The organism is Desulfovibrio biadhensis (assembly GCF_055388615.1).
In genome coordinates, this window is record NZ_AP042477.1 from 2,582,217 (window position 1) to 2,606,084 (window position 23,868).

A 23,868-nucleotide genomic window follows, 5' to 3' on the forward strand; every position below is an offset into this window, starting at 1 on the left:
TTTTCTCTGGAGAGAGCAGGCGCAGTATCCTGATTTTTATTGGTATATATAATTTTGTAAAAATGGAGATCAAAAACTGGGTGGCGTGTTGATCCAAATGACCTTGGTGACTGTCTTGCCAGGGTTGCTGTAGCCGTGGCTGAGCTCGGAGCGGAACAGAAACGAATCTCCGGGCTTGAGCAGGTATTTTTCCCCGTCCAGTGTGAGTTCCAACTCACCTTCCAGCACGTAGCCTAGGTCCTCGCCTTCATGGGCGTATTCGCCTTCAGTGTGGCCGCCTGGTTGTATTATGTGAATGTTGGCCTGCAGCAACCTGTCTGGTGTAATCGGCGAAAGCGCTTCCAGTGCGATGTGCGGGCCGCTGCGAACATTTGAGAACTCCTGCAAAGGGCGCTCGCCGGCTCTGCTGATGAAGCCTTCCTTTTCCACCTGATTGAACAGGGCGCCTGCATTCAAATCTAATGCCCGAGCGATGCGATGCAGCGCCTTTAAAGAAGGGTTTGCTTTCCCGTTTTCGATTTTGGAAAGCATGCTTTCTGAGCAGCCCACAGCTTGAGCCAAGTCGGCAAGTCGCATTCCCTTCAGCATACGGCGGTGGCGTATGCTTACCCCCAATGTCGATGTACCTGTGTTCAAGTGAGTGCCCTCCTATTCATCCTGGTTTAATAGTCGCAAATCTCGACAAAAACAAGCGTGTTGCGTGCAACGGGCAGGCACTGACAAAAAAGGGGAAAATTTGCTGCGTTTTATAAGTAATTTACAAAAATGCAAAATATATTCATAAAATTTGACGATCTTGTTAAAATTAGGGAAAATTTTCTGCGCCATGTATGGCCTAATCGCTTAGAATTGTGACGTTTCAGGATTATGGCATATCCATGGCAATGAAAGAAATTCAAACGACTTGAAAATAAATCCAGTCACTGGAGTGCAGAGTGTTAACGACGCATAATCTTTACAAATCATTTGGAGCCCTGACAGCGACACAGAACGTGACGCTGCACGTACGCAAAGGAACCATCCACTCCATAATAGGGCCAAACGGTGCTGGCAAGACCACGCTTTTCAACCTCCTGGCGGGGGTGTTTCCCCCTACATCGGGCAGCGTGGTTTTCAATGGAGAGGACGTTTCCCGGCGCAGCGTGCATGAACGATGCCGTCTCGGCATAGGGCGCTCCTTCCAGGTTACCAGCATTTTTCCTGAGCTGACAGTAGCGGAAAACGTCCAATTGGCGTGCCAGGCTAAACAAGGAACAAGCCACTCCCTGTTCCGCCGCGCCTCTGCTTACGGGGACGTTATCGAACGCGCCGACAGCATCCTGGAATTTCTGGGCATCATTTCGCTGCGGAATGAACTTGCTGGCACAATCTCCTATGGCAGTCAGCGCTCGCTGGACGTGGCCATCGCCATCGCCACCAAGCCTGATCTGCTGTTGCTCGATGAACCCACAAGCGGCATGAGCCCGGACGATACCGTGCGTATGATCGAGCTCATCGATCGCCTGGCCGAGACCTACACCATCGTGCTCATCGAGCACCACATGAATGTGGTCATGTCCATTTCAGACACCATCAGCGTGCTGCACATGGGAGAGCTCATAGCAGAGGGCTCCCCTGAAGAAATTCAGCAGAACGACACAGTGAAAAAGGCATATCTCGGAGAATCCACATGGTAGAAAAGCAATCTCCGATCCTCAAAGTAGATGCGATCCACTCCTACTACGGCAAGAGCCACATCGTTCAGGGCTTGTCATTTTCCGTACAAAAGGGCGAGTGCTTCACCTTTCTGGGGCGAAACGGCGCCGGCAAGACGACCACCCTGCGCACCATAATGGGGCTGGTGTGCCCCCAGCCGGGGCGCATTGTCTTCAATGGTGTGGAGTCTTCAGGCTTCAAGCCCTATCAAGTGGCGCGTCTCGGCATTGGTTACGTGCCGGAAGAGCGGCAGATTTTCTCGGCACTTTCCGTGGAGGAGAATCTGCTCATCGCGGGTAAAAAGGATTCCGCCTGGCCCCTGGAGCGTATTTATGAGTTGTTTCCGCGCCTGGGAGAGCGCCGTAAAAACATGGGGAATGAACTGAGCGGTGGTGAACAGCAGATGCTGGCCATTGCGAGGGCGCTGATGACCGACCCCTTGTTGCTGCTTTTGGACGAGCCCACGGAAGGCCTGGCGCCGCTTATCGTTTCCATGCTTCTGGAAACCATTCAACTCATCAAGAACGAAGGCGTCACCATCATATTGGTTGAACAGAACGTCAATGCAACCATGGTGGTTACGGATCATTACTGCATCCTGCAGCAGGGCGTTTCCGTCTTCAAGGGCAGTTGCGAGGAATTCAAGACGCGCCCGGAACTCAAGGAACGCTATCTCGGCGTCTGATGGTGTCGGCACCACGGCGGTCAAGCGCCGCCAGAAACGACACGGTATTTAAATAGCAGCCCATATTCTACCACAGTCATTTAAGGAGGAACTGGACAATGTCGAATAAAATGAACCGCAGGCAATTCATCTCCCGCACCACGGCGGCCGCAGCCGCATGTCTTGCCACGGGGGGCATGGTGCTTCCCAAGAACGTTGTGGCTTCTGACAAGCCCGTCACGCTGTTTCTTGGCTGTACAATGTCAGGCGCCTATGCATCTTCTGGCATGTACACCTCCCGCGGCATGCAGTTGGCCATCGAGAATTATGGCGGCAAGGTTCTGGGGCGCCCCATCGAACTGATCGAGCGCGATACCCCAAACCCCGCGGAAGGCGTGCGGAAGGCGCAGGAAGCGGTAGAGCGCCTGGGGTGCAATTTTGTCACCATCGCCCCCAGCAGTTCCACCATTCTTGCGGTTTCTGAATACACCCGCAAAAAAGGCGTGTTGCTCCTTGGCCATGGCGGCAGTGACAAGATCACGGGCTCGGAGTGCAACAAGTCCACATTTCGCTGGCAGGTTCCCACATGGGGCGCCATCCGCGAAGTCGTTCCCCGCATCATTGACGAATACAAGGCCAAAACCTTTTATACCATTACGCCCAAGTACGTTTTTGGCGAGGACCTGCTGCGCAACACCGAGGAAGTGCTCAAAGCCAAAGGTCTGGAGCTCAAAGGCAATTCCTTCCACAGTCTGGGTGAATCCGACTTCAGTTCGCACATCACAAAGGCCATGTCGGCCGGCGCAGACTGCGTGCTGTTTCTCAACTTTGGCGGCGATACCGTCAACGCCCTGAAGCAGGCGCACAACTTCGGTCTCAAGCAGGTTTCCAAGATTGCCTGCGCGTGGGGTTCCGGCATCACGCAGATGAAGGCCATCGGCCCTGAGATCCTGGAGGGCGTCATCTGGGGGCTGCAGTACTTTTACAAGATCGATTCCCCGACCAATGCGCACTTTGTGGAGACCTTCAAAAAGAAATACGACGAAGTGCCCCCCTATGTATCGGCTCAGACGTATGCCTCCACTCTGGCCTTGCTGGAAGCCATCGACAAGGCGGGCACCGACGATCCTGCCGCTGTTATCGCAGCGCTGGAGGACTACAAGTACGCCGGTCTTACCGGTGAGGAATACTACCGCGCTTGTGACCACCAGTGCATCAAGCCGTACTACTCCGTGCGCTGCAAGGCGCCTTCTGAAATGGCGAATCCCGAGGACTTCGGCGATATCATCGGCAGTTCCGTAAACTTCCAGCCCTGTGGTGAGAACGGCTGCAACATGGCGTAATCGCTTGGGGCGTCCGGTTTTGCCGGCATACGGCGCGGGCGCCCCTTTTTTATGGAGTTTCCAATGACCAACCTCATTGTGCTGCAAGTGTTCAACGGCCTGGTGCTGGGCATGATCTACGTCATGCTTGCCATGGGGCTGACCATTGTTTGGGGGATGATGGACATCATCAACTTCTCCCACGGTCTGTTTTATGCCCTTGGGGCGTATTTCGCCTACACGTATGTCCAGGTCACGGGTGATTTCTGGAGCGCGCTGCTGGTGGTGCCGCTTGCCTGCGCCGTGGTGGGCATGGTGCTGGAGCGGACCCTGCTCAGACGCCTCTACGGGCAGAATATCCTGTACCAGATACTTATGACCTTCGGCCTGGCCCTCATTGGCAGGGAAGTGCTTATCCTCATCTATGGCCCTGTGGGTAAGAGCTTTTCCATGCCCGAAGCACTTGTTGGGGTGATCAAGATCGGCTCCTTGTTCTTCCCGGTCTACCGCGTTTTCATATTTTTCCTGGTGATAGTGCTGGCTGCAGCAATGTGGCTGTTCATCGAGAAGACCCGCTACGGCTCCATTGTGCGCGCCGGTACGGAGAACGCCGATATGGTCAGTTGCCTGGGGATCAATGTTTCCCTGGTCTTTACCCTGATCTTCGGGCTGGCCCAGGCCGTTGCCGGACTCGGGGGCGTACTGGCCGCGCCAATGCGGGGGGTGGAACCCTTCATGGGCGATCTTATTTTGGGAATCTGCTTTGCCGTTGTGGTCATTGGCGGCATGGGCAGCTTCATTGGCGCCATTATCGGCGGGCTTATCGTGGGGCTTTCCCAAAGCCTGATCACACTCGTCATGCCCAGCGCTTCGGTCATCATCGTTTTTATCGTCATGGCGGCCATCCTGCTCATCCGGCCGCGTGGACTCATGGGAATAAGGGACTGACATGAATACTACAATTGCCGCACGCAAACCGGCAGGCCCGCAGACATCGCTTTTTTCCGACCACGCCATATCCATCGGCGTTGCCGCAGCACTGGTCGTATTGCCTCTCATTCTGCCGTATTACGCCCTGGGCACGGAGATAGTCCTCTTTGCCCTGGCTGCGGTGGCCTTTGATCTCTGCCTGGGATTTACGGGGGTCATGATGTTTTGTCAGGCCTCGTTCTTTGGTACAGGCGTTTACGTCACATCCCTTACCTTGATCCACCTTTCCCAGAATATTTTCATTGCCGTGGCATGCGGCGTGGCTGCGGCAGGCACCCTTGCGCTGCTTTTCGGCTGGCTGGCTTCATCGCGTTCAGGCAGCTACTCCGTATTGCTTACGCTTGCCTTCAACGAATTGATCTATTTCATCGCATACCAATGGAGCAGCGTGACGGGAGGGGACGATGGTCTTACCGGCGTGCCGCGCCCGAATCTGGATTTCGGCTTGTTCAGCATCGACATCCAGTCCTCACTCTCCTTCTATGTGTTCGCTTCCATCGTCTTTCTGCTCTGCTTCATGATTATCCGGCAAATAACCCTGTCGCCCTTTGGCGCCGTGCTCAAGGGCATTAGGGAAAATGAAGTCAGGGCGCAGGCGATTGGCTACAATGTGCGGCTTTACAAGGTTGCGGTCTTCGTCATCGGCGGCATGTTCATGGGGCTGGCCGGCAGCCTGTACTGCATGCACATCAACTTTGCCCACATTCACAACGTGCATTTCGAGACGTCCGGCAACATCGTTATGATGGTGCTGATCGGCGGCATGGGAACCCTGGTGGGGCCGTTCATCGGCGCTTTCATGATCATGGTTGCGTCGGAAGTGGCCAGCAGTCTGTGGGATCGCTGGTTGATCATCCAGGGGATTGTATTCGTCCTTTTTGTGCTGTTTGCGCGCGGCGGTATCTGGGGGATTGCGCAGTCCGTCAAGAACCGCCTGCAAAACCGGCAGCACAAGGAGCAGGAGACGGAGCAGGCGCACCCCTTGCAAACTTGCCCCGCCACGAATCGTTCAAACGACTAAACTCAATAAAGGAAAAGACATGTTTTCTAAATTCAGCGCTCTCGCTGAGGACCTGCGAGAGGACGTCATCGACCTGGCAAGCAGGTTGATTCAAATACCCAGCATGAGCGGCAATGAGGGCGAAATAGCGACCTTTCTCGCCAAAACCATGCAGGACCTTGATTACGACGAAGTCTTCATCGACGATATCGGCAATGTTGTGGGCATCATCAAGGGAGAAGGGGATGGTCCGTCGGTCATGTTCAATTCCCACCTGGACCACGTCGATCCCGGCGAAGAAACCCTGTGGGAGCACCCCCCATACGGTGGCGTGGTGGCTAACGGTTTCATTCATGGGCGCGCAGCCTCGGACGTGAAGTGCGGCCTCGCCACGCAGATATACGCTGGCCACATCCTCAAGCGCAGCGGCGCAAAGCTCAAGGGCGACTATATCTTTACGGGAGTGGTGCAGGAAGAACCGGCCGAAATGTTCGGCATGCGTCACCTGCTGGATGTTACCTTTCCCAAGCGCGGCATTACCTTCGACCTCATGGTCAGCTCAGAAGCCACAAGCCTGAACCTCTACCACGGGCACAGGGGGCGCGCCGAACTGGAAGTGACCACCTATGGCCGCACAAGCCATGGCAGTGCGCCCTGGCGCGGCGTCAATGCCGTATACAAGATGCTGCCCCTGCTGGAAAAGGTTCAGGAAGTCGCAGATAAACTGCCGGATGACCCATTCCTGGGGCAGGCTTCCTGCACACTGACGCGAATTTCCTGCTCGCCGGGCGAACTTTCCATCACCCCGGACAAGTGCGTGGTTTCCCTGGACCGCAGGATGGTGCGTGGCGAGACCTGTGACGGCGCGTTGGAGGAAATCAGAGGCATCATCAAAGAACTCGGCGCCAATGACGCAGACTTCAAGGCCGATGCCCGCGTACGCACCGCCGTGGAGACTTCCTACAAGGGAATCAGCGAAGAGTGCGAGAAATACCTCCCTGCCTGGGCCATCGAGGCGGACTCTCCGGAAATGAAGTGCTGCATCCAGGCACTGGAGAAGATAGGGCAGACCCCCACCCTGGGACGATGGGACTTTGGTACCGATGCCAGCTACGTGACCGGTATCAAGAACATTCCCACCATCGGCTACTCCCCCATGGAAGAGCACTACGCCCACACCCCTGTGGACCGGTGCAACATCGAAATGATGATCAAGGCCACAGCGGGAAATGCTGCGATTGCCTATAACTTCTCGTCTTAAGAACATATAATAATTATAGTTTTTGATATCGAAGGAGAACGTCATGTCCGAGGCATATGACAACGATCGAGCGTATGTGCTGCACTCATGGTCCGTGCAGGGCAAGCTGGCGCCCAAGGTAGTTACCAAGGCGGAGGGCGTCTTTTTCTGGGACGAAACCGGCAAACGCTATTATGATATGGGCTCGCAGTTGGTGAACCTGAACATTGGACACCAGCACCCCAAGGTTGTGCAGGCCATCAAGGACCAGGCAGACACCCTGGCCTATGTGGCGCCGCAATTTGCAGAAGCAAAGCGCGGCGAGCTGGCCAAGCGTATCGTCGGGCTGCTGCCGGATGCGTACGGCAAGTGTTTTTTCACCCTGGGTGGGGCGGATGCCAACGAGAATGCCATCAAGATCGCCCGTGCATATACGGGAAAGAGCAAGATTATTTCGCGCTACAGGTCCTACCATGGCGCAACGTATGGCGCTGTCGCGTTGACCGGCGATCCGCGGCGCCCTCCTGTGGAGCCGGCCATGCCAGGGGTTGTGCATGTGTTTGACCCCTATTGCTACCGCTGCACCTTTGGGCAGAAGCCTGAGAGTTGCGGCATGCAGTGCGCCGAGCATTTGCGCGAGGTCATCCTGTTTGAAAATCCCGATACCGTGGCGGCGGTGTTCATGGAATCCATCACGGGCACCAACGGTATCTTTCCGCCTCCTCCTGGCTATATGGAGCGTGTTCGCGAAATTTGCGACGAGTTTGGCATCCTGATGATCTGTGACGAGGTCATGACCGGGTTTGGCCGCACCGGCAAGTGGTTTGGATTCCAAAACTTCGACATCGTTCCCGACATCATCACCATGGCCAAGGGCGTCAATTCCGGCTATGTGCCCCTTGGCGTTGTGGCGGTCACCAAAAAGATTGCAGACTTTTTCGATGACAAGATGCTCTACTGTGGGCTGACCTATTCGGGGCACCCCGTTTCCTGTGCTGCGGCCCTGGCCTGCATCGATGCCTATGAAGAAGAAGGGCATATTGAAAATTCCGCCGCCCTTGGCGAGGACTTTGCCGCGCAATTGGCTGCGATAAAGGAGAAGCACCCCCTTGTGGGTGATGTGCGCTCCATCGGGCTGTTCGGTGTCATTGAGATGGTCAAGGACAAGGAAAGCCGCGAGCCGTTGACTCCTTGGAATGCCGCGCCCGGTCCCATGGCGGAAATTTCAAAGCGTTTCGATGAAAAAGGTATTTCCTGTTTCGTGCGTTGGAATTACATTTTCCTCACGCCGCCCATTATCATTAACAAGGAAGAATTGCTCGACGCCATGGCCATTGTGGAGTCTTGCATAGATGCGGCTGAAAAGGTCATCATGGGCTGAGGCCGTATCGGCATAAGTACAAAATACAAATGGCTCCGGCAGGTCCCTGTGCGGGATTTGCCGGGGCCTGCGCGTTTCCATCATCGCCGCATGGCGGTATTCTGCAAAACGGAGAGCATCAATGAGTCACAGCTATTTTCAATCTCCCTCCCGGCTGGTCATCGGCCGCGGATGTGTTGAACAGGTTGGTGCCGAAGCCGCACGTTTCGGCAAAAGCGCCCTTGTCGTAACAGGGCGCAGTTCCTCCAAAAAAAGCGGCGCTCTGGACAAGGTTACGGCGTCCATAACCGCTGCAGGGCTGGAAGCCGTGGTGTTTAACCAGGTGCCTTCCGATCCGGATGTTGCCTGTGTGGAGGCCGGCGTTGCAATGGCCAAGGAAAAGGGGTGCGATGTCATCGTGGCGCTTGGAGGGGGCAGTCCCATGGACGCCGCCAAGGGCATTTCCATGATGCTTGCCAACCCCGGGCGTATTGTGGACTACGAGTTCAAGCAGCCGGAGCTCAAGGGACCGGCCATCATCGCCATTCCCACCACTGCCGGCACGGGCAGCGAAATCACACGCTTCACCGTGATTACCGATAAGGAACGCACCGTGAAGATGCTTTTGCAAGGGGCGGTGCTTGTTCCTACAGTGGCGGTGCTGGACGCCGAACTGACGGTTTCCGCCCCCGCTGATGTAACGGCAGCCACTGGCATGGACGCCTTGACCCACGCCATGGAAGCCTATCTTTCCTCCCTTTCCACACCGGTAACCGACATCCACGCCCTTGCCGCCATTCAGTTCATAGGCGAAGCCCTGGTGCCGGCAACCCTGAATGGCAAGAACATTGAGGCGCGCGAGAAAATGCTGCTGGGGCAGATGGAAGCCGGTTTTGCCTTTGGCAATGCCTCTGTGGGGCTGGTGCACGCCATGTCCCGTCCTTTGGGCGCTCATTTCGGCGTATCCCATGGCAAGGCCAACGCCATACTGCTGCCTGTGGTCATGGAATACAACCAGCCTGCAGCGCCCGAAAAGTTTGCGAACATGGCAGAGGCCCTGGGCGAGAACACCGACGGCCTGAGCCTGCGCGATGCGGGCATGCTGGCCGTGGAAGCCATCTATTCCATGTTCCAGGAGACAGGTCTGCCGGGAAGGTTGTCTGACTTCGGCATAACCGAGGGCGATCTGGACAAACTCGTTGAAGACGCAGCCGCCAGCGGAAGCTGCAACTTCAACCCCCGCGTTCCCAACAAGGAAGACATCCGCGCCTTGTACGCAGCAATTCTTTAGGACGCGAATCCTACATCGCTTCTTAAGAGCTCCTGGTGCGTGCGCCAGGAGCTCTTTTGTATGGTGTGGAGGTGAACTCCCGCGGTAAAACTAGCGTGCTGCAAATTCTGTCCAGCGATCGTACACATGCTGGCCATCGCGCACCAGCAGTCGCATATAATCGATTTCCAGCTCGATCATTTCTTCGTCATGTGCCCGCAGCCATTCTGCAAGCCAGCCAAAGCGCAGGGCCAGCACCATATCTGGCAGCATGCGTAGCGACAAAGGATCCACGGCAATCGTTTTCGCATACGTTTGCAACAGTCCTTTTGCAAAGTTACCGGTCAGTCCGTCCGGATGCTCCACACCCACACACCCCAGGCAATTGGCCAGATCATGCAGCAGGGGGCGCATGCCGCAAAATTCCCAGTCGATGAGCGCCAGAACATTCAATCCTGGGGCGCTTCGGGTCCAGATCACATTCAAAGGATGGCAATCGCCATGGGCCAGGGCCACGGGCAAGCCTGTCCAGCTTTCCCACAAGGGTGCGAGGTGCGCGGCCAGAGGAGAGATAATACGCGCCAACTGGGGGCGGTTTGCGGCTATCTCGGAGAGGAGAGTGGCGCAATATGCCTGAAAATTGAGCTCTGGCAGCGAGGCGAGCAGATCGCCTGGCAGGCAGGCGCCGGTCTGTTGCAAAGCGGCCAGGGTGTTGCCAAGTGATTCACCGGCTTCCCCCTTTTCCAGATATTCTGGCCGCGGCAGGGGCGAGCCGTGCAGAAAAGGGGAAACCTGCCAGGCCCGGTCATTTCTGGTCAGGACATGGCTGGCCTGGCCTTCCAATGCGAAAACACGGTAGGGGGGGAGTTGCGTAAAGCCTTGCTCATGCAAGGCATGCAGGGTCTGGGCTATTCGCTGGCGTCCAGTTTTTTGTCCGGGACGCAGTCGTTCCACAATCCATAGCGCCCCCCCGCCTGGACCAGTGGAAGAACAGAGCACGGCCATTCTTTCCGCACACCGCTGGGGGCTGCCTTGCAAGGGAACATCAAAACGGGGGCGCAGTGGCTTCAGCCCACAGGCCCGCAGTGTTTCAAAGGCGTCTTCCTCGAACGTTTTGGAGAGCAAAGGGTGCGACATCAGGCGGCTTGCTCTTTGAGATTTTGCTCTTGCGCGGCGCGTTTCTCAAATGAGTGCCCCCATTGGCAGAGCTGTTCAAGCACGGGCATGACGGTTTTGCCAAAGGTTGTCAGGGAGTACTCCACCTTGGGGGGGACCTGGGCGTATACCTCCCGATGGACCAGGCCATCACTCTCGAGTTCACGAAGCTGGCGGGTCAGCATTTTTTGGGTGATGTTGGGCATGGAGCGCTTCAATTCGTTGAAACGCATGGTTTCTGCGGCGCTCAGCCGGTAAAGGATGACCGGTTTCCACTTGCCGCCTATGACTTGCAGGGCCAGTTCCACGGAACAGCAGTAGGTACGCTCTCCCAAAGTTTTCATTTTGCAGGTATGAGACATGGATGTTCCTCCTGGATCACCTGGGTGGTATCATTTTGGGTACTATAGGTCATAAAAGTGCGTACTTGATTTGTGGGGCAGTAGTTGAAATGAAAGACCGTGTAAAGCGTAATCTGCAACCTGAACAGGAGAGAATGCATATGGATGTTTTCGAGGCCATGCACACACGAAGGAGTATACGGAAGTTTGACGCCGACAAGCCGGTGAGCCAGGAAGATCTGGAAAAGATACTTGCGGCGGCCATGACCGCGCCCAGCGCAGGGAATGCGCAGCCGTGGCATTTTGTGGTGGTTAGAGATCAGGAAACCAGGAAAAAACTCTCCCAGGCGCACCCTTATGTGGGTATGCTGGAGCATGCGCCAGTGGGCATCGTTGTTTGTGCAGAATTGGCCCTTGAGAAATACTCCGGTTACTGGGTCCAGGATTGTTCCGCTGCCATCCAGAACCTGCTGTTGGCTGCGCGCGGTTTGGGGCTGGGCACGGTATGGACGGGGGTTGCCCCCATCCAGGAGCGTATGGACAAGGTGAAGGAAATTTTAGGGCTTCCTGAGGGCATTGCCCCCCATGCTATTGTGCCGCTGGGGTACCCTGCCCAGGATTTCAAGCATCAGAACCGCTTTAAGGCGGAGCGCGTCCACCAGGAATCCTGGTAATCTTCCCAAGGAGGGGCGAATGCGTAATCTTGGACCTGTGAATGGGCTATACCCATCGCTGACTGTGGTTGTGGGCGCTCATGTGGATGGCCGGCCCAATTATCTGGCCATTGCTCATGTGGGCATCATGAATCATGGCACCCCGCAATACATTTCCATAGGGGTGAACAAGGCGCACTACACGAATCAGGGCATCAAGGAGACGGGGGAATTCAGTGTTTGTCTGCCGTCTACCAGCCATGTTGTGGAGACTGATTACGTGGGCGTCGTCTCCGGCAAAAATACTGACAAAAGCAGCGTGTTCAAGGCGTTTTATGGCGCCTTGCAACATGCGCCTCTGATAGAAAGCTTTCCGGTCTGCATGGCATGCAGGCTGGAACGCACAGTTGATTTCCCCCATCATGACATATTTGTCGGCGAGATAGTGGAGACCTGGGTTGCGGATGAAGCCTGCAACGACGGTAAGATTGATTTACAGAAGGTTGACCCGCTTCTCTTCGACTTTTCAAGCGTGCATTATTGGTCGCTGGGGGATAAGGTTGCCCCATGCTGGAATGTGGGCAAACAGATGAAAAACAAGGGTTGATAGGCATGCGACCCGCAAGAGAAAGGACAGACGCATGAAGCGATCATTCGGCTCCAAGCCTTTGGCTTACGCCACCCCTGTCTGGTGCGTCGGCAGCTATGATGCAGACGGTAAACCCAATGTGATGACTGTGGCCTGGGGGGGCATTTGTTGCTCAAAACCGGCCTGCCTGACGGTCTCCCTGCGTAAGGCTACCTACTCCTATGACTGTATTTCCACGCGGCAGGCCTATACCGTGAGCGTACCCACCTCTGCTTTTGCCAAGCAGGCTGACTATTTTGGCATGGTCTCCGGCAGGGATGTGGACAAATTCAAGGAAGCCGGCCTCACGGCGGAGCGAGCAGAATTTGTGGACGCCCCGTATGTGGCTGAGTTCCCCATGGTCATAGAGTGTGCTGTGGTCCATACGTTTGAACTGGGGCTGCATACGCAGTTCGTGGGCGAGATAAAGGATGTGAAGGTGGATGAGAACTGCCTGGGCGAATCCGGCAAGCCCGACATGGGGAAGGTGGGGCTTTTGGTCTATGGTCCCGAGTCACGCCATTATTTCAGCATTGGTGACCCCATTGGCCAGGCGTTTTCGCTTGGCGACGCAATACGCAAGAAATAACTCTAATCGCCCTCCTTGTTGACGGATACTGTCAGGGAGGAGGGCGCTTTCTCCATTTTTCCCGCCCTTATAGTGTTATCTTCCTTTTTCGTGGTCCCGGTTGCAGATGTTGTTGCGCCAGGGGTTGTGCCAGGCGCAACATCCTTGCCCCAGAAACAGTTCTTCCTGGGCTGCCTGACGCATCGCATCGGGTTGGTCTGGCAGCGCCAGGCGGCAGAGATAGCGTTTTTGCAGGTCATCCCAGAAAAGCTCAGGGCATCGTGGCATATAACCGTGTAGACGGTGGGAAAGCTCGCACTGGTCGCGAAGACAGCACCAACCGCACCCTACACATGGGGGGGCGTCCATGGTGACCACAGCAAGGCAAGCCGCCAGACTCGACCAACCGCACCCTACACATGGGGGGGCGTCCATGGGGCTCCGTCAGGCAAGATGGATTGCCTGAAAGTTTGGCAGGACGCGAAGCGCGCCCTGAATACCCCCCTACAATGGACCGCATGAACGTAAGATGCAAGGGAAACCGATTTGCGGCGCTTGGAATAGGGTTTTGGGTTGCCAAGACTTTGTTGATATGGCTATTAAAACGGTACAGAAAATGACCCGTCGTTATTAGGAAGAGGGAGGGGCGATGGCGTGCTACAAGGCCGATTGCATGGCCATTTTGAGTTTTTTGGGGAGACAGGCTGCACTGTTTTTGCTTTTAGTGCTTGGCGTAGTTTCATGGCCAGGGAAGCCGCTCGCAAGTGATGTCTTTTTTCCTCATGTGATGGTGCCCCACGTAGATGTAGTGGGGGGCGGGGTCGGCTTTTATCCGCAATTTATGGGCTCTAAAGATTACTATTTTGGGGCAGCCCCGGTCGCGCGTATTTATTTTTACGAGGACATGTGGGTCCGGCTGCTTGTCAACGAGTTGCGCGTCAATCTCATTAATGACGAGAACTGGAGCGCAGGCCCCGTGGCCCTGTACCGCTTCGGGCGCTATGATGTGGACGACAGAATCGTGAACCGCATGGATACCATCAATGATACCGTCGAACTTGGCGCTTTTGTGGACTACTCCATCTTTGACGAAGAGAATCCGCTCAGGCGGGTGGATTTTGGCGCCTATGCAGAAGGGGACGTAGGGGGCGTTTACAACGGCTGGATAGCCGGGGTCAGTGTAAACGGCATGTACCCTATTGTGCGCTTTCTCACTGCAACAGGTGGCGTTTCCACCACCTGGGCCAGCGAAGGCTTCAATGAAACCTATTTTGGCGTTGACGGCGATGACGCCAACGTCACAGGTCTGAAAAGTTACCACCCTGGTAACGGCATGCGCGATGTACGCGGCTATTTCGGGCTCATCTTTCACCTGAGCGAAAACTGGCACATAGGGGGCGGCGCCATGTACAGCCGTCTTGTGGGGCAGGCCGCAGACAGCCCTGTTGTCACGGAGCGCGGCTCTGCAAACCAGTGGGTCTGGGGCTCAGGCGTCATCTATTCCTGGTAGCCAGTGCATGGGGCCTCAGCTCCGCACGAATTTCCAGGCTTGCTCCAGATCTTCGATGTCAAAATAACGTTCGACAAGTTCCTTCTCTTTGTCCCCAAAGAGAAAATCATCGGCTCCGACCAGAGCTTTGATAATAGGGCTTTGTCCAACTACGGCTATGTGTCGCATTTTGCCTATGTTTTTCAGGGCAAAGCGGGCGTCTTCAAAAAAAGCGCCCAAGTCGCTCTCGCCAGTCTCCATTTCATCGATTTTAACCAGGATATTGCAGCGTTCGATTCCCTCGCCAAGGGTATCATTGAAGGCTTTCTTAAAGGCTTCCACATCCGCCTTGGTGTATCCACCGGTGATCTCCACACCTAAAACGTCGCCTTCGCTCCCGTCGAGTATCTTGAACATATCTCCTCCTTGATTCGGGATTCCTTCCGCGTTTCAGACGCAACAGAAATGACTGCACCTTGAAGGGCACAAGTGAACGCGAAGGGATTATCTAAAGGCTACAACAAATATGAGGCGAGGTGAAGGTGGCGGACGATAAGGGGAGGCTATCGGAATATGGGGTGCAGACAGCGTTGAAACAGTGAGGTTATACCAGTGAGGATCCCTCTGAGGGAGCCAAGGACGCCGGATGTGTATTGGTTGGCTGCGTGGCGGGTACGTTCTGTAATTTCGACCTCCAGAAGTTCGAGAAATTCCTCAAGGGTGTCAAAAAACATGTTGTAGAGAAGGTCGCCTGCATCATTGAAAGAAAGCGCCAAGACCTTGTCATTGAGCGACGTAATGGTTTTGCCGTTTACGGGAATCACGGCCAGCCGTGAAATCTTGCCCATGGAAAAAGGGCGCTGGTAGCCAGAAATCTTGTGCGGTGTCAGCCATTTGTCAAAGCCGGCTTCCGTCATGAGTTTGCCAATAATCATCGCTGCGAAACTCCCCTCTATAAGTCATCAAAACCTATTCCCCGGAATACTGGTCCCTATTTGCACGAAGATGCCATAGGAAGCAAGCTTGTAAGAATAATATTAACCAATGTTTTACACCAAGAGATACCTAGCGATTTTCGTGCCATTATATGGTGGAAAATGCGCTTGACCTGAAAATGTTAATTAAGTAAGTGCTCACTTAGGAGGTGGCCATGGCTGTAGGTCTGCGAATGACGGCTGATGCCCGTAAGGAGCAAATACTCGAACACGCCTTGGATGTGTTTGCGGAAAAGGGGTTCAGCGGGGCGCGTACAAGGGAAATAGCGACCCGGGCAGGTATCAGCGAAACACTTATTTTTCAGCATTTTAGCAATAAAAAGGTTCTCTATTTGGAGGCGTTGCGGCATCTCTATAATGGGCATCCTTTGCATAACGATATGCAAGAGCCCTTGGCCAAGGGAGATGACAGAGAGGTCTTTAGAGTTATGGCTTTGCATATGCTTGAGCATACAGAAAAAGACCCAAGGATAGCGCGCCTGCATCTTTTTCAATTGTTGGAGCAGCAAGGGGTGGCGCATGGTGCGCCCTCCCAGAAAGAACAGCAGGGGGGGGAGGGCACTAGCCATTCGGAAGCTGTTTTGGCGGAGTACATAGCAGCACGGATGGAACAGGGGGTGTTTGCCCCTGGTAATCCCGTGCTTTTGGCCAAGTATTTTCATTACACGGTTTTTATGGCCATCGTTGACAGGCAGTTGGGGCATCTTGGGATGTCGCTCGATTTGGATGCCCATGCACTTGCCGAGCAACTGACCGATTGTTTTTTACAGGGTGCATTGGCCCGCCCCTGACAATCGGGGAGGTGTAAAGGGGCGCTGCAAGAAGAGTTTGTTTCATGGAAATATTGCCATATTTTACTTAGTAAGTATTTACAAAAGGAGTGTGCTATGTCGCATGTCTGTCCTGTCTGGATTGGAAGATTGTTGGCGAGTCCCTTGCGAAGACTTATCGCCAGACCTGATGCAATGCTGGAAGGATTGGTGTTGCCTGGGATGACTGTTTTGGAACCTGGTTGCGCCATGGGATACTTCACCCTGCCGCTGGCCAGGCTGGTTGGTGATTCTGGCCGCGTCATTGCCGTGGATATTCAGGAGGCCATGTTGCAAGGGCTGCAAAAAAGGGCCGCCAAGGCAGGGCTCTCCTCAAGAATAGAAAGCCGCCTGGCCAGTGAACAGTGTGACGTTTACGCAGACCTCACCGGTACGGTTGACGTCGCCTTGGGGTTGTTCATGGTTCATGAAACACCCGACGCACCGGCTTTTTTGCAGCGACTGGCCGCCACATTGAAACCCGGCGGCAAGTTTTTGCTTGCTGAACCTCGCTTTCATGTCAGCAGCGAAGAATTCGAAAAAACCATAGCCGCTGCATCGCGTGCGGGTTTTTTGCTCTCTGAGCGCAGCCGCACACGCACACAGCATCTGGCTTTGTTCATAGGTAATGTAGCGTAGCAACGAATCACGCTCCATTATGGTAGGATACGCCTGCCATCCTTGCCTGTTACAGCCAGAAGAGCACGGAAAATACAAGAAAAGCCATGGCGTTCCATGGTTGACAGGGCGTGTGTGCTGCAACATAGTCCGGCCTGTTTGTGGAAAGCGTCAATGCAGTGCACCCGGCATCGTGGATAAAGAAGCGAACCTATCGACGCGCTGCCGACACGTCACGGGGCGATGGCTTTTTACATGACCTGAGGCCTGGCCGGCCAGACCTCTGTAATTGTGGAAGGTGGCGCCCTTCATAAAGGAAGCTGGCTGGAATGGCTTTACGAAGACCATTGCGTACATGGCTTGCACATTTGGTATTGGTGCTTTTGCCGCTGGCCGCGTTATTTTGCTACGCCCTGCGCATCCCAGAACTTGGTGAGATGCGGGTGGACCGGTTTGAACTGGTGAGTATGGCGGACGCAATGTCTCGTGTCGCCATTGGTGTCGGCATTCGCCCTTGTGATACATTGGGTTTCGTTAGCGACCTGGAAGGGGTGCAATATGAGGCCGCCATGACCGTGGCCAAGTTTGCGCTTGCGCCTGCCGTGGTCTTGCCCGGAGCCACAAATGAGGGGAAACGGCACGAGCTTGTACTGGCTTATCTGGTGGAAGGCGGTATCCCCATTGCCGTGGCCGGTGAGGAATGGCTGCTGGTGAACGAGACGCCCAGCAAAAGGGGCGAGGGCGAGCGTGCTTGCCTCTGGCGGCACAGGCCATGACACTCTGGGAAGCGCTCTCCCTGCTTTTGGGCCCGTTATGCGGGTGGTTTGCCGTCGGGTTTCTCTGGCCGGAAGTCAGAGCAGGGCGCGCCTTGTTGCGCTTGAGTCTGGGCTCGCTTCTTGGGTGGGGCGGGCTGTCAGTGCTCTTCTTCCTGTTGCGGCACGTATTGGGCATGGGCGGGCACCCGTTGATCTGGGAGGCGCCACTGCTCATTGCGCTGATCGCCGCCAATAAAATACGCAGGACCCCGGAATCCCGCCTGGAGGCGTGCACACTGTCCAAGTCTACAGGGACAACGTGGCGTATCTATGCCGACGCCGACATGGGGAAATTTCGCTTGTTCGGCATGACAGGGCTTCTGGAGGGCCTCTTCACCACCACTCTTTTGATCGCCGCAAATATGCAGGTGTTGCTGTTTCAGGCTTTGCCAGGTGGCGGGTGGGATGCCTACGGCCAATGGAACATGCGCGCCAGACAACTTATGGCTGCGCCGGAATGCTTCGCCACCTCACTGTTTACCAGCGGCCATGGCGACTACCCCTTGTTCGTTCCCGGGCTCATAGCCCGTACCTGGAGCTACGGTCCAGGGCCCGACTATATGACGCCAGCTGTGGTCGGCGTATTGCTGGCTGCCACACTGCTGACGCTCCTGCTTTCCGGCGTCTCCCAGTTCAAGGGGCGACAGGCCGGGCTTGTGGCGGGCATCGTGCTGTTGGGCACCTGGCTTTTCTTGCGCCTGGGCGCCTATCAATACGCGGACATCCCCCTGGCCGGGTGCGTGCTGGCAACAGTAATCGCGCTGGCCGCCGCGGGCAAAGGCTGCGGGGGGTGGCTTATGGCAGGGGCGGCAGCCGGTCTGGGTGTTTGGACCAAAAACGAGGGCAGTGTCTTCTGGATAGTCATTCTGGGCGTAATAGTCATGGCCGGAGCCCTTACCCGACAATCACCCCGCGCCATCATCACAGGTTTGTGGCGGTTTCTGGTGGGGTGCGCTCCCTTTGTGCTGACGACCTTGTACTTTCGTTTTGCCTGGGCGCCGGAAAATGCTCTGGCAAGGGCCACAACGCTGGATGAGATCCTGGACAAAATGACAACCCTCGCCCGCCACAGCGAGGTGCTGCAAACCTTTGCCAAGGAACTGTTCCTGTTTCAGCGTTGGGGATATGCCCCTCTGCTGCTGTTGGTTTTTCTGCTGCTGGCGCGTTGGCGGAAACCGCGTGATTGGGGATGGGGGCTGCTTATGGGCTGGATGGGCATTGCAGCGCTGTTTCTGGCCTACTACGCGGTCTATGTGCTCACTCCTCGCGAGCTGACGTGGCACTTGTCCACCTCGCTGAACAGGTTGCTGATGCACGCATGGCCGAGCATTGTCTTCCTGGCTCTGGTGTCGGTGGCGCTTCCAGTCTGGCGGGCGGATGTCCCGCCGCAAGCCGGATCAGCGCCTGCCCAAAAATGATTTGCTTTCCGGAAACACCAGGTATTTCCGGCCGGCAAAGTTCAGCAGAAAGACGATGGCGCATGCCAACGCTTTGGCAACGAAGGCCGGAAGTCCGGCGTGGGCCAGTTGTGTGGTGATGGTGACATCCACCCCACCGATGAGAGCGACCACCAGCAGGTAGATAAGAAGTTCCACCGGTGTGTTCCAGCGCGCCTGATGGCGGAATAACAAGGCGATGCACAGTAGGTAGTTGAGTGCGGCGGCCAGGAAGTAGGCGGTGATGGCTGCCCCTGCAATGCTGCCGGTGAGCTGCTCCAGGATCATGAAGCTGAGGATGTTGCATACGGCGGCAACGCCTCCGATGAGCGCGTAGATCAGCAGTTGCAACGGCAGGGGCGACTGGTGGGCATTGTAGTGAAAGATGCAGTAGAGCGCCCTGACGCCATCCTTCCAGTTGATCTTTTTCCCTTCTGCGTAAGTGCGCCCGTAGTATGAAATGGGCATTTCATACACGCGGCACCCCATTTGCGTAATCTTGGCCGTGATCTCCGGCTCAAAGCCGAATCTGTCTTCATGTATATCGACTGCCTGGATGACCTCGCGACGGAAAAGCTTGTAGCAGGTTTCCATGTCCGTCAGGTCCAGGTCGGTGAATATGTTAGAAAAGAATGTCAGCCCGCGGTTCATCATACTGTGCCAGAAATACAGAACTCGCCGCGTGTGTCTGATGAGGTAACGCGAGCCGTATACAACGTCTGCCTGCCCTCCTACGAGGGGTTGCAGCAGTTCACGCAGTTCCATGGGGTTGTATTCAAGGTCGGCGTCCTGAATGCCAACGAACTCGCCCTTCGCGTGGGTGAAACCGGTGCGCAGCGCAGCGCCTTTGCCTTTGTTTACTTCATGATGCAGGACGATGACTTCTTTGTGCCTGTCTGCGATCTCTCGCGCCACCTGCAAACTCTTGTCCGTAGAGCAATCGTCCACCACGATGATTTCAAGAGACAGCATATCATCCTGAATCTCAAGAAGCTTGTCTATGCATGGCGCAAGGGTCTTCTCTTCGTTGTAACAGGGAACCACAACGGAAAAGAAAATGGGGCGCTCGAATGTGACGGTTGTTATGCACGTATCCATTTTTATAGAAATTCCATGTCACTGGTCATATTGTAAAAAATGCATTCAGAATGGTTGTTTTGCATAGCAAGAGCAGGGAACGAGCGCAAGCGCGCGGTCTGGTGTGCGCGGCAACACAAAAAGCGTATCTCATGCAGGCGCCGGCGGCGCATCCTTACTGCCAACGCCCGCATGATGTGTCTCTCTTCAGGGGAGGCGGGGTCAGCACTGCACCCAGAGCGCCCTTTCCTTGAGTTTTTTGAATATCTTTTCCGTGACGGAGCCCATGAAGACCTTTTCCAGCAGGCCTTTGCCAGATCCGCTGCGTCCTGCGGCTATGACTGCATAGTTGCTCTTTTCGGCTTCGTCGATGATTGCCTGCACCACGTCGCTGTTTTCTACTATCAATGAGTTGATGCGGTCGTTGGAGAGACCGGTCTCCGTAAGGATTTGGGTGCCCTGCGCGAATATTTCCTCCGGCGTCATGGTGCTTGCCGGATTGCTGCGTTTGACGCGGAACAGGGTCACGTTGTGTGCGGGCTCATTTTGCAGCATGCGCCCCACATGCTGTGTCATCCTGAAGGACATGTCTGAGCCATCGAGACAAAGCAGAACATTTGCTGCGTTATCAACAGGTTTCGCGCATATCCATAACGGTGCTGCGCAGGATGCGTGCAACAGTTCGTCGCCAAGGTCAACATCCCCGCCCAGGGCGCTTTCCAGCCAGCTGCGGCCACGATTGCCCACTATCACAGCGTCGAAATGCCCCCTGTTCACTTCATCCAGGATGCTCCAGTCGTCTTTATGAGAGGGTGGTTCATATTTTTCGCCAATTTGATCTGCAGCAAAGCCGAACCCGATCAGTTTTTGCCGTGCTTCCTTGATGGCTTCTGCCGCCCGTTCGAGATGCATTTCGTAAATGGAGGGCTCCATTTTGCTCTTGTGCATCGGGGTGCCATACAACCCCAACTGTGGGGCATTGTGCAGCGGCAACATGTAAAAAAGCTCCAAAGTCAGAAGATCGCGCTTTCGTAAGAAACGCGAAACGAATTGCAGGCCCAGGAGATGCTCTTTCTGCTCGCTGATGGTTATCAAGAGCTTACGCTTGTTCCCGGGGGGTTCGGATTGAACGCCCTTATCTTCAGGTGAAACTGTGTTCATGGGTGACTCCTTTATTTGCGATGAAATTATATCTTGGAATCATAGCAGATTCTGGAGGAAGATGTGAAGCGCTGTTTTCTTTGGGGGAGAAGGAGCAGCAACAAATTGGGGTGTACGCACAAAAAATAAAAAACAATATTTTGTGTAAATTGTTGAATAGATAGTAATATGGATTATGTTGTTGTGGACATGGGATATTATTCCCCTCAGATGGGTTGATTTTTTCGGATATTACGGTAGTGATTCGTATAGTCCTAAAAATAGCTGGTAAGCTGTAAACGCTTTTTTGCGTTTTGCTGGGTAGTTGATGAATACTATTGGTTCGTATTCGCCGACTCATATTTTTTTTGAATGGATCGGGATTTGTTTTACTATAAAATTTTTATTGCTCACTACGAGAATATATAGCGGTATAAACGACAATGGAGCAAGTGTAAGGCCTTTCTACTTATCATGCAGCCCTCAAAGGAGGCGTTTACACGTTCTTGCCAGACAATAATAGGGACGTAGGTTGATTACGTGCTAAAACGTTCTGATCGACAGTTCAAATAACAGCTATCAGATTTAATCTATTTTGAATAAAAATTAAGAGAATAAGTGGGTTGCCTGTTTGTTGCGTCTGAAACATTTTTTCATCAAGGGGAAGGGCAATACTCTAGAGAAAATCTAAACTTTTTTTGTCAATAATGTCTGAAATTTAAAAACTATGTTGGGATAAACTGAATATTAAGCCAATCAGCGTGGTCGGAAAGGGGGCATGTTAAGTTGTTTCAAAAGGTGATTCTATCACCTATTGGTGACTATACATAGGGGGATGCCCTCTGCCCGGGGGGAGACTGGGCGAGGAGGGATAAGCGATACAGCTGGTGACGAAGGAGGACGAATGCTCGCCAGAATGTTCGGAAAGCGCCTTGCACATTACAGGAAAAAGCGAGGCATGACCCAGCACGAGTTGGCAGAGCGGGTGGGGGTCACAGAAAAACACTACGGGCGTGTGGAACGTGGACTTTCCGCGCCTTCATTTCTCCTGCTCAATGCGTTGAGTAAGGAGCTTGGCGTGAGCCCGGCGCAGTTCTTTTTGTTTGTTGCAGAAAGGCATGACAGTGAAGATTCTTTTGAGAAAGCGAAGCATGAAGAACTTTCTGCAGCGGTTCCCCCTCAGTCTCCATACCTTTTGGGCACCTGGATATTTGATGTCACAGCAAAGGAACATTCCTGGTCACAATCGCTGTACGCTATCCTTGGGTGTGCGCCTGATGCTGTAGTTCCCTCTTGTCAACAGTTTTTAGAATATTTGACAGACGATTGCAGATTGGAGGCCGGGGACTGGCTGCAAAGGGCATTACAGGGCAAAGCCTGCGGCGGAATCGCCTTTAAACTATACAGGCCAGACAACAGCCCGCAGCCTGTCAGTGCTGCTGTCGATACTGTCTCAAGTGTCGCCGGGGTGTTGGAACGGGTAATCATCAGCTTCTGCAATTGCTGTGAAATGAGTACCCGAAATACTGCCGTGTTCTCCAGTCTTGACAATTTCGACGATCAATTCGCAGCACTCACTACCTCTTTGCGGGCGGAAAGAGATACCTACAAACAAGAGCTTGCGCGCATGCGTAACGCTGCCTCCACCATGGAAAAACAGCGTAATTACCTGCAGGCGATTGTGGCGGCCAGGGGCGACGGGTATTGGGAGTGGGACCGCGTTACCGGGAAGGTGTATATTTCCAGACGCTGGAAAGAAAACCTTGGCTATGCAGACAATGAGATAGTCGATGATATTTCTGAATGGGTGACTCGGGTGCATCCGGATGACGTTGCCAAGGTCATGCAGGCCCATGAGGAATTGGTACGTGATCCCAGTAAAGATCGCTTCAAAATCGAATACAGGTTACGCCACAAAAACGGGGGGTACCGTTGGATATGTTCTCGGACTGTGGCGTCACGCGACGCCGCAGGATGGCTCGTTGCCGTCAGCGGTACTGATGAGGATATTACCGATCGAATAATGCTCCTTCAAGAGCTGGAAACGCGTCGGCGTAACCTGCATGCCGTCCTAGATAATATACCGATTGCCTTGTTCATCGCGGATGCTTCCGGCGAGTGCACCTATGTAAATGCAGCCTGGCAGCAACTGACAGGACTTTCCCGGGATGAGGCGCTTGGCCTTGGCTGGATACGCTGCATACACAGGAAAGACAGAGAGGGCGTTGTGTATTCCTGGAAGGAGTTTGTTGCAAGAGAAGCTGAATATAAAAATTGTTTTAGAATTGCGAATATAAAAAACAATTATGTAAGGACAGTAAAAAGTACTATTATAAAAATGTCGTGTACTCATGATGCTAAATCGCAGTTTGTTGGCTATGTTGTCGAAATTGAAAATCTTAATTGTTTGAATAACGATTATCTAGATATGCTTTTAAAGGAAGAGTTAGATAGCCCTCGTAGAAAACTTGAAGCTCCTAGGCTTAAAATTAAAAACATGGAAAAATTTTTATACGTACAGAATTATATAGATTGTGGTTTCTAGGGGGAAACTGAATTTATAAAATGGCGCAGTACTTGTGCATATATAGTTTTACAGCAGA

Annotated in this window: 25 protein-coding genes; 17 read left to right on the plus strand and 8 right to left on the minus strand. The window is 54.1% G+C overall.

Annotated features, from left to right (window positions below; translation table 11 throughout):
* Nucleotides 1-69: 69 nt before the first annotated feature.
* Nucleotides 70-636: a helix-turn-helix domain-containing protein gene (locus tag ACZ5EH_RS11310; RefSeq protein WP_464278234.1), complete on the minus strand. Its 567-nt coding sequence runs from the start codon at nucleotides 634-636 to the stop codon at nucleotides 70-72.
* Between the two features lie 299 nt (nucleotides 637-935).
* Between ACZ5EH_RS11310 and ACZ5EH_RS11315 the strand changes: the two genes are divergently transcribed.
* From ACZ5EH_RS11315 to ACZ5EH_RS11350, 8 genes are all read left to right on the plus strand, one after another.
* A complete protein-coding gene (locus ACZ5EH_RS11315; RefSeq protein ID WP_464278235.1) occupies nucleotides 936-1,676 on the plus strand; it encodes an ABC transporter ATP-binding protein in 741 nt (246 codons plus the stop codon).
* Nucleotides 1,670-2,380 carry an ABC transporter ATP-binding protein gene (locus tag ACZ5EH_RS11320; protein ID WP_464278236.1) on the plus strand — a complete coding sequence of 237 codons (711 nt, stop codon included), beginning with the start codon at nucleotides 1,670-1,672 and terminating at the stop codon, nucleotides 2,378-2,380. Before ACZ5EH_RS11315 ends, ACZ5EH_RS11320 begins: the two co-directional genes overlap by 7 nt.
* A 98-nt stretch (nucleotides 2,381-2,478) precedes the next feature.
* On the plus strand, nucleotides 2,479-3,702 hold the full coding sequence (locus ACZ5EH_RS11325) for an ABC transporter substrate-binding protein (protein ID WP_464278237.1): 1,224 nt from the start codon (nucleotides 2,479-2,481) through the stop codon (nucleotides 3,700-3,702).
* A 63-nt stretch (nucleotides 3,703-3,765) separates the two neighbouring features.
* On the plus strand, nucleotides 3,766-4,629 hold the full coding sequence (locus ACZ5EH_RS11330; RefSeq protein WP_464278238.1) for a branched-chain amino acid ABC transporter permease: 864 nt from the start codon (nucleotides 3,766-3,768) through the stop codon (nucleotides 4,627-4,629).
* Between the two features lies 1 nt (nucleotide 4,630).
* Nucleotides 4,631-5,692, plus strand: coding sequence for a branched-chain amino acid ABC transporter permease (locus ACZ5EH_RS11335; protein ID WP_464278239.1), 1,062 nt, complete (start codon nucleotides 4,631-4,633; stop codon nucleotides 5,690-5,692).
* A 19-nt stretch (nucleotides 5,693-5,711) separates the two neighbouring features.
* Nucleotides 5,712-6,932 (plus strand): YgeY family selenium metabolism-linked hydrolase, encoded by a 1,221-nt coding sequence (locus tag ACZ5EH_RS11340; RefSeq protein WP_464278240.1) that lies wholly within the window; start codon nucleotides 5,712-5,714, stop codon nucleotides 6,930-6,932.
* Nucleotides 6,933-6,975: 43 nt separating this feature from the next.
* Nucleotides 6,976-8,292, plus strand: a complete 1,317-nt coding sequence (locus tag ACZ5EH_RS11345; RefSeq protein WP_464278241.1) for an aminotransferase class III-fold pyridoxal phosphate-dependent enzyme — start codon at nucleotides 6,976-6,978, stop codon at nucleotides 8,290-8,292.
* Between the two features lie 121 nt (nucleotides 8,293-8,413).
* The gene (locus ACZ5EH_RS11350; protein ID WP_464278242.1) at nucleotides 8,414-9,562 is read left to right on the plus strand and encodes an iron-containing alcohol dehydrogenase; all 1,149 of its coding nucleotides are present in this window, start codon (nucleotides 8,414-8,416) and stop codon (nucleotides 9,560-9,562) included.
* A gap of 90 nt (nucleotides 9,563-9,652) precedes the next feature.
* Here the strand turns inward: ACZ5EH_RS11350 and ACZ5EH_RS11355 are convergent, their stop codons facing one another.
* Together ACZ5EH_RS11355 and ACZ5EH_RS11360 are read right to left on the minus strand one after the other, a co-directional pair.
* Nucleotides 9,653-10,678 (minus strand): phosphotransferase enzyme family protein, encoded by a 1,026-nt coding sequence (locus ACZ5EH_RS11355; protein WP_464273994.1) that lies wholly within the window; start codon nucleotides 10,676-10,678, stop codon nucleotides 9,653-9,655.
* Nucleotides 10,678-11,058 (minus strand): winged helix-turn-helix transcriptional regulator, encoded by a 381-nt coding sequence (locus ACZ5EH_RS11360; protein WP_464273995.1) that lies wholly within the window; start codon nucleotides 11,056-11,058, stop codon nucleotides 10,678-10,680. Before ACZ5EH_RS11360 ends, ACZ5EH_RS11355 begins: the two co-directional genes overlap by 1 nt.
* Nucleotides 11,059-11,198: 140 nt before the next feature.
* On the opposite strand from ACZ5EH_RS11360, the gene ACZ5EH_RS11365 reads away from it, so the two are divergent.
* From ACZ5EH_RS11365 to ACZ5EH_RS11375, 3 genes are read left to right on the plus strand one after another with little or no spacing between them, the layout of a single operon-like run.
* Nucleotides 11,199-11,711: a nitroreductase family protein gene (locus ACZ5EH_RS11365; protein ID WP_464273996.1), complete on the plus strand. Its 513-nt coding sequence runs from the start codon at nucleotides 11,199-11,201 to the stop codon at nucleotides 11,709-11,711.
* Nucleotides 11,712-11,730: 19 nt separating this feature from the next.
* Nucleotides 11,731-12,297, plus strand: a complete 567-nt coding sequence (locus ACZ5EH_RS11370) for a flavin reductase family protein (protein WP_464273997.1) — start codon at nucleotides 11,731-11,733, stop codon at nucleotides 12,295-12,297.
* A 34-nt stretch (nucleotides 12,298-12,331) separates the two neighbouring features.
* Nucleotides 12,332-12,907, plus strand: coding sequence for a flavin reductase family protein (locus tag ACZ5EH_RS11375; protein ID WP_464273998.1), 576 nt, complete (start codon nucleotides 12,332-12,334; stop codon nucleotides 12,905-12,907).
* Between the two features lie 75 nt (nucleotides 12,908-12,982).
* On the opposite strand, the gene ACZ5EH_RS11380 is transcribed toward ACZ5EH_RS11375, so the two are convergent.
* Complete coding sequence (locus tag ACZ5EH_RS11380) at nucleotides 12,983-13,321, minus strand: hypothetical protein (protein WP_464273999.1); 339 nt, start codon at nucleotides 13,319-13,321, stop codon at nucleotides 12,983-12,985.
* A gap of 214 nt (nucleotides 13,322-13,535) precedes the next feature.
* Here ACZ5EH_RS11380 and ACZ5EH_RS11385 point away from each other — a divergent pair, with 214 nt between their 5' ends.
* The gene (locus tag ACZ5EH_RS11385; RefSeq protein ID WP_464274000.1) at nucleotides 13,536-14,396 is read left to right on the plus strand and encodes a MipA/OmpV family protein; all 861 of its coding nucleotides are present in this window, start codon (nucleotides 13,536-13,538) and stop codon (nucleotides 14,394-14,396) included.
* 15 nt (nucleotides 14,397-14,411) lie between these two features.
* Here the strand turns inward: ACZ5EH_RS11385 and ACZ5EH_RS11390 are convergent, their stop codons facing one another.
* On the minus strand, nucleotides 14,412-14,792 hold the full coding sequence (locus tag ACZ5EH_RS11390; protein WP_464274001.1) for a SpoIIAA family protein: 381 nt from the start codon (nucleotides 14,790-14,792) through the stop codon (nucleotides 14,412-14,414).
* A gap of 146 nt (nucleotides 14,793-14,938) precedes the next feature.
* Nucleotides 14,939-15,310: a hypothetical protein gene (locus ACZ5EH_RS11395; protein ID WP_464274002.1), complete on the minus strand. Its 372-nt coding sequence runs from the start codon at nucleotides 15,308-15,310 to the stop codon at nucleotides 14,939-14,941.
* 215 nt (nucleotides 15,311-15,525) lie between these two features.
* On the opposite strand from ACZ5EH_RS11395, the gene ACZ5EH_RS11400 reads away from it, so the two are divergent.
* From ACZ5EH_RS11400 to ACZ5EH_RS11415, 4 genes are all read left to right on the plus strand, one after another.
* A complete protein-coding gene (locus ACZ5EH_RS11400) occupies nucleotides 15,526-16,161 on the plus strand; it encodes a TetR/AcrR family transcriptional regulator (protein ID WP_464274003.1) in 636 nt (211 codons plus the stop codon).
* Nucleotides 16,162-16,257: 96 nt separating this feature from the next.
* Entirely contained in the window at nucleotides 16,258-16,818 is a 561-nt protein-coding gene (locus ACZ5EH_RS11405; protein ID WP_464274004.1) for a class I SAM-dependent methyltransferase, read from the plus strand.
* Between the two features lie 308 nt (nucleotides 16,819-17,126).
* Entirely contained in the window at nucleotides 17,127-17,573 is a 447-nt protein-coding gene (locus ACZ5EH_RS11410) for a hypothetical protein (RefSeq protein ID WP_464274005.1), read from the plus strand.
* Complete coding sequence (locus tag ACZ5EH_RS11415; RefSeq protein WP_464274006.1) at nucleotides 17,570-19,030, plus strand: hypothetical protein; 1,461 nt, start codon at nucleotides 17,570-17,572, stop codon at nucleotides 19,028-19,030. The genes ACZ5EH_RS11410 and ACZ5EH_RS11415 overlap by 4 nt, the downstream gene beginning before the upstream one ends.
* Here the strand turns inward: ACZ5EH_RS11415 and ACZ5EH_RS11420 are convergent.
* Entirely contained in the window at nucleotides 19,010-20,146 is a 1,137-nt protein-coding gene (locus tag ACZ5EH_RS11420) for a glycosyltransferase (protein WP_464274007.1), read from the minus strand. The two genes, ACZ5EH_RS11415 and ACZ5EH_RS11420, sit on opposite strands and share 21 nt — an antisense overlap.
* Before the next feature lie 201 nt (nucleotides 20,147-20,347).
* Nucleotides 20,348-21,286, minus strand: a complete 939-nt coding sequence (locus ACZ5EH_RS11425; protein ID WP_464274008.1) for a universal stress protein — start codon at nucleotides 21,284-21,286, stop codon at nucleotides 20,348-20,350.
* 883 nt (nucleotides 21,287-22,169) lie between these two features.
* On the opposite strand from ACZ5EH_RS11425, the gene ACZ5EH_RS11430 reads away from it, so the two are divergent.
* The gene (locus ACZ5EH_RS11430; protein ID WP_464274009.1) at nucleotides 22,170-23,810 is read left to right on the plus strand and encodes a PAS domain-containing protein; all 1,641 of its coding nucleotides are present in this window, start codon (nucleotides 22,170-22,172) and stop codon (nucleotides 23,808-23,810) included.
* Nucleotides 23,811-23,868 lie beyond the last annotated feature (58 nt).

Bases quoted from the DNA above. Each gene is read 5' to 3' on its own strand.
- ACZ5EH_RS11385 (WP_464274000.1), top strand. From the start codon at position 13,536: ATGGCGTGCTACAAGGCCGATTGCATGGCCATTTTGAGTTTTTTGGGG.
- ACZ5EH_RS11400 (WP_464274003.1), top strand. From the start codon at position 15,526: ATGGCTGTAGGTCTGCGAATGACGGCTGATGCCCGTAAGGAGCAAATA.
- ACZ5EH_RS11380 (WP_464273999.1), bottom strand. From the start codon at position 13,321: ATGGACGCCCCCCCATGTGTAGGGTGCGGTTGGTCGAGTCTGGCGGCT.
- ACZ5EH_RS11430 (WP_464274009.1), top strand. From the start codon at position 22,170: ATGCTCGCCAGAATGTTCGGAAAGCGCCTTGCACATTACAGGAAAAAG.
- ACZ5EH_RS11375 (WP_464273998.1), top strand. From the start codon at position 12,332: ATGAAGCGATCATTCGGCTCCAAGCCTTTGGCTTACGCCACCCCTGTC.
- ACZ5EH_RS11415 (WP_464274006.1), top strand. From the start codon at position 17,570: ATGACACTCTGGGAAGCGCTCTCCCTGCTTTTGGGCCCGTTATGCGGG.
- ACZ5EH_RS11395 (WP_464274002.1), bottom strand. From the start codon at position 15,310: ATGATTATTGGCAAACTCATGACGGAAGCCGGCTTTGACAAATGGCTG.
- ACZ5EH_RS11370 (WP_464273997.1), top strand. From the start codon at position 11,731: ATGCGTAATCTTGGACCTGTGAATGGGCTATACCCATCGCTGACTGTG.
- ACZ5EH_RS11330 (WP_464278238.1), top strand. From the start codon at position 3,766: ATGACCAACCTCATTGTGCTGCAAGTGTTCAACGGCCTGGTGCTGGGC.
- ACZ5EH_RS11335 (WP_464278239.1), top strand. From the start codon at position 4,631: ATGAATACTACAATTGCCGCACGCAAACCGGCAGGCCCGCAGACATCG.
- ACZ5EH_RS11350 (WP_464278242.1), top strand. From the start codon at position 8,414: ATGAGTCACAGCTATTTTCAATCTCCCTCCCGGCTGGTCATCGGCCGC.
- ACZ5EH_RS11325 (WP_464278237.1), top strand. From the start codon at position 2,479: ATGTCGAATAAAATGAACCGCAGGCAATTCATCTCCCGCACCACGGCG.
- ACZ5EH_RS11320 (WP_464278236.1), top strand. From the start codon at position 1,670: ATGGTAGAAAAGCAATCTCCGATCCTCAAAGTAGATGCGATCCACTCC.
- ACZ5EH_RS11355 (WP_464273994.1), bottom strand. From the start codon at position 10,678: ATGTCGCACCCTTTGCTCTCCAAAACGTTCGAGGAAGACGCCTTTGAA.
- ACZ5EH_RS11340 (WP_464278240.1), top strand. From the start codon at position 5,712: ATGTTTTCTAAATTCAGCGCTCTCGCTGAGGACCTGCGAGAGGACGTC.
- ACZ5EH_RS11405 (WP_464274004.1), top strand. From the start codon at position 16,258: ATGTCGCATGTCTGTCCTGTCTGGATTGGAAGATTGTTGGCGAGTCCC.
- ACZ5EH_RS11410 (WP_464274005.1), top strand. From the start codon at position 17,127: ATGGCTTTACGAAGACCATTGCGTACATGGCTTGCACATTTGGTATTG.
- ACZ5EH_RS11345 (WP_464278241.1), top strand. From the start codon at position 6,976: ATGTCCGAGGCATATGACAACGATCGAGCGTATGTGCTGCACTCATGG.
- ACZ5EH_RS11390 (WP_464274001.1), bottom strand. From the start codon at position 14,792: ATGTTCAAGATACTCGACGGGAGCGAAGGCGACGTTTTAGGTGTGGAG.
- ACZ5EH_RS11360 (WP_464273995.1), bottom strand. From the start codon at position 11,058: ATGTCTCATACCTGCAAAATGAAAACTTTGGGAGAGCGTACCTACTGC.
- ACZ5EH_RS11425 (WP_464274008.1), bottom strand. From the start codon at position 21,286: ATGAACACAGTTTCACCTGAAGATAAGGGCGTTCAATCCGAACCCCCC.
- ACZ5EH_RS11420 (WP_464274007.1), bottom strand. From the start codon at position 20,146: ATGGATACGTGCATAACAACCGTCACATTCGAGCGCCCCATTTTCTTT.
- ACZ5EH_RS11365 (WP_464273996.1), top strand. From the start codon at position 11,199: ATGGATGTTTTCGAGGCCATGCACACACGAAGGAGTATACGGAAGTTT.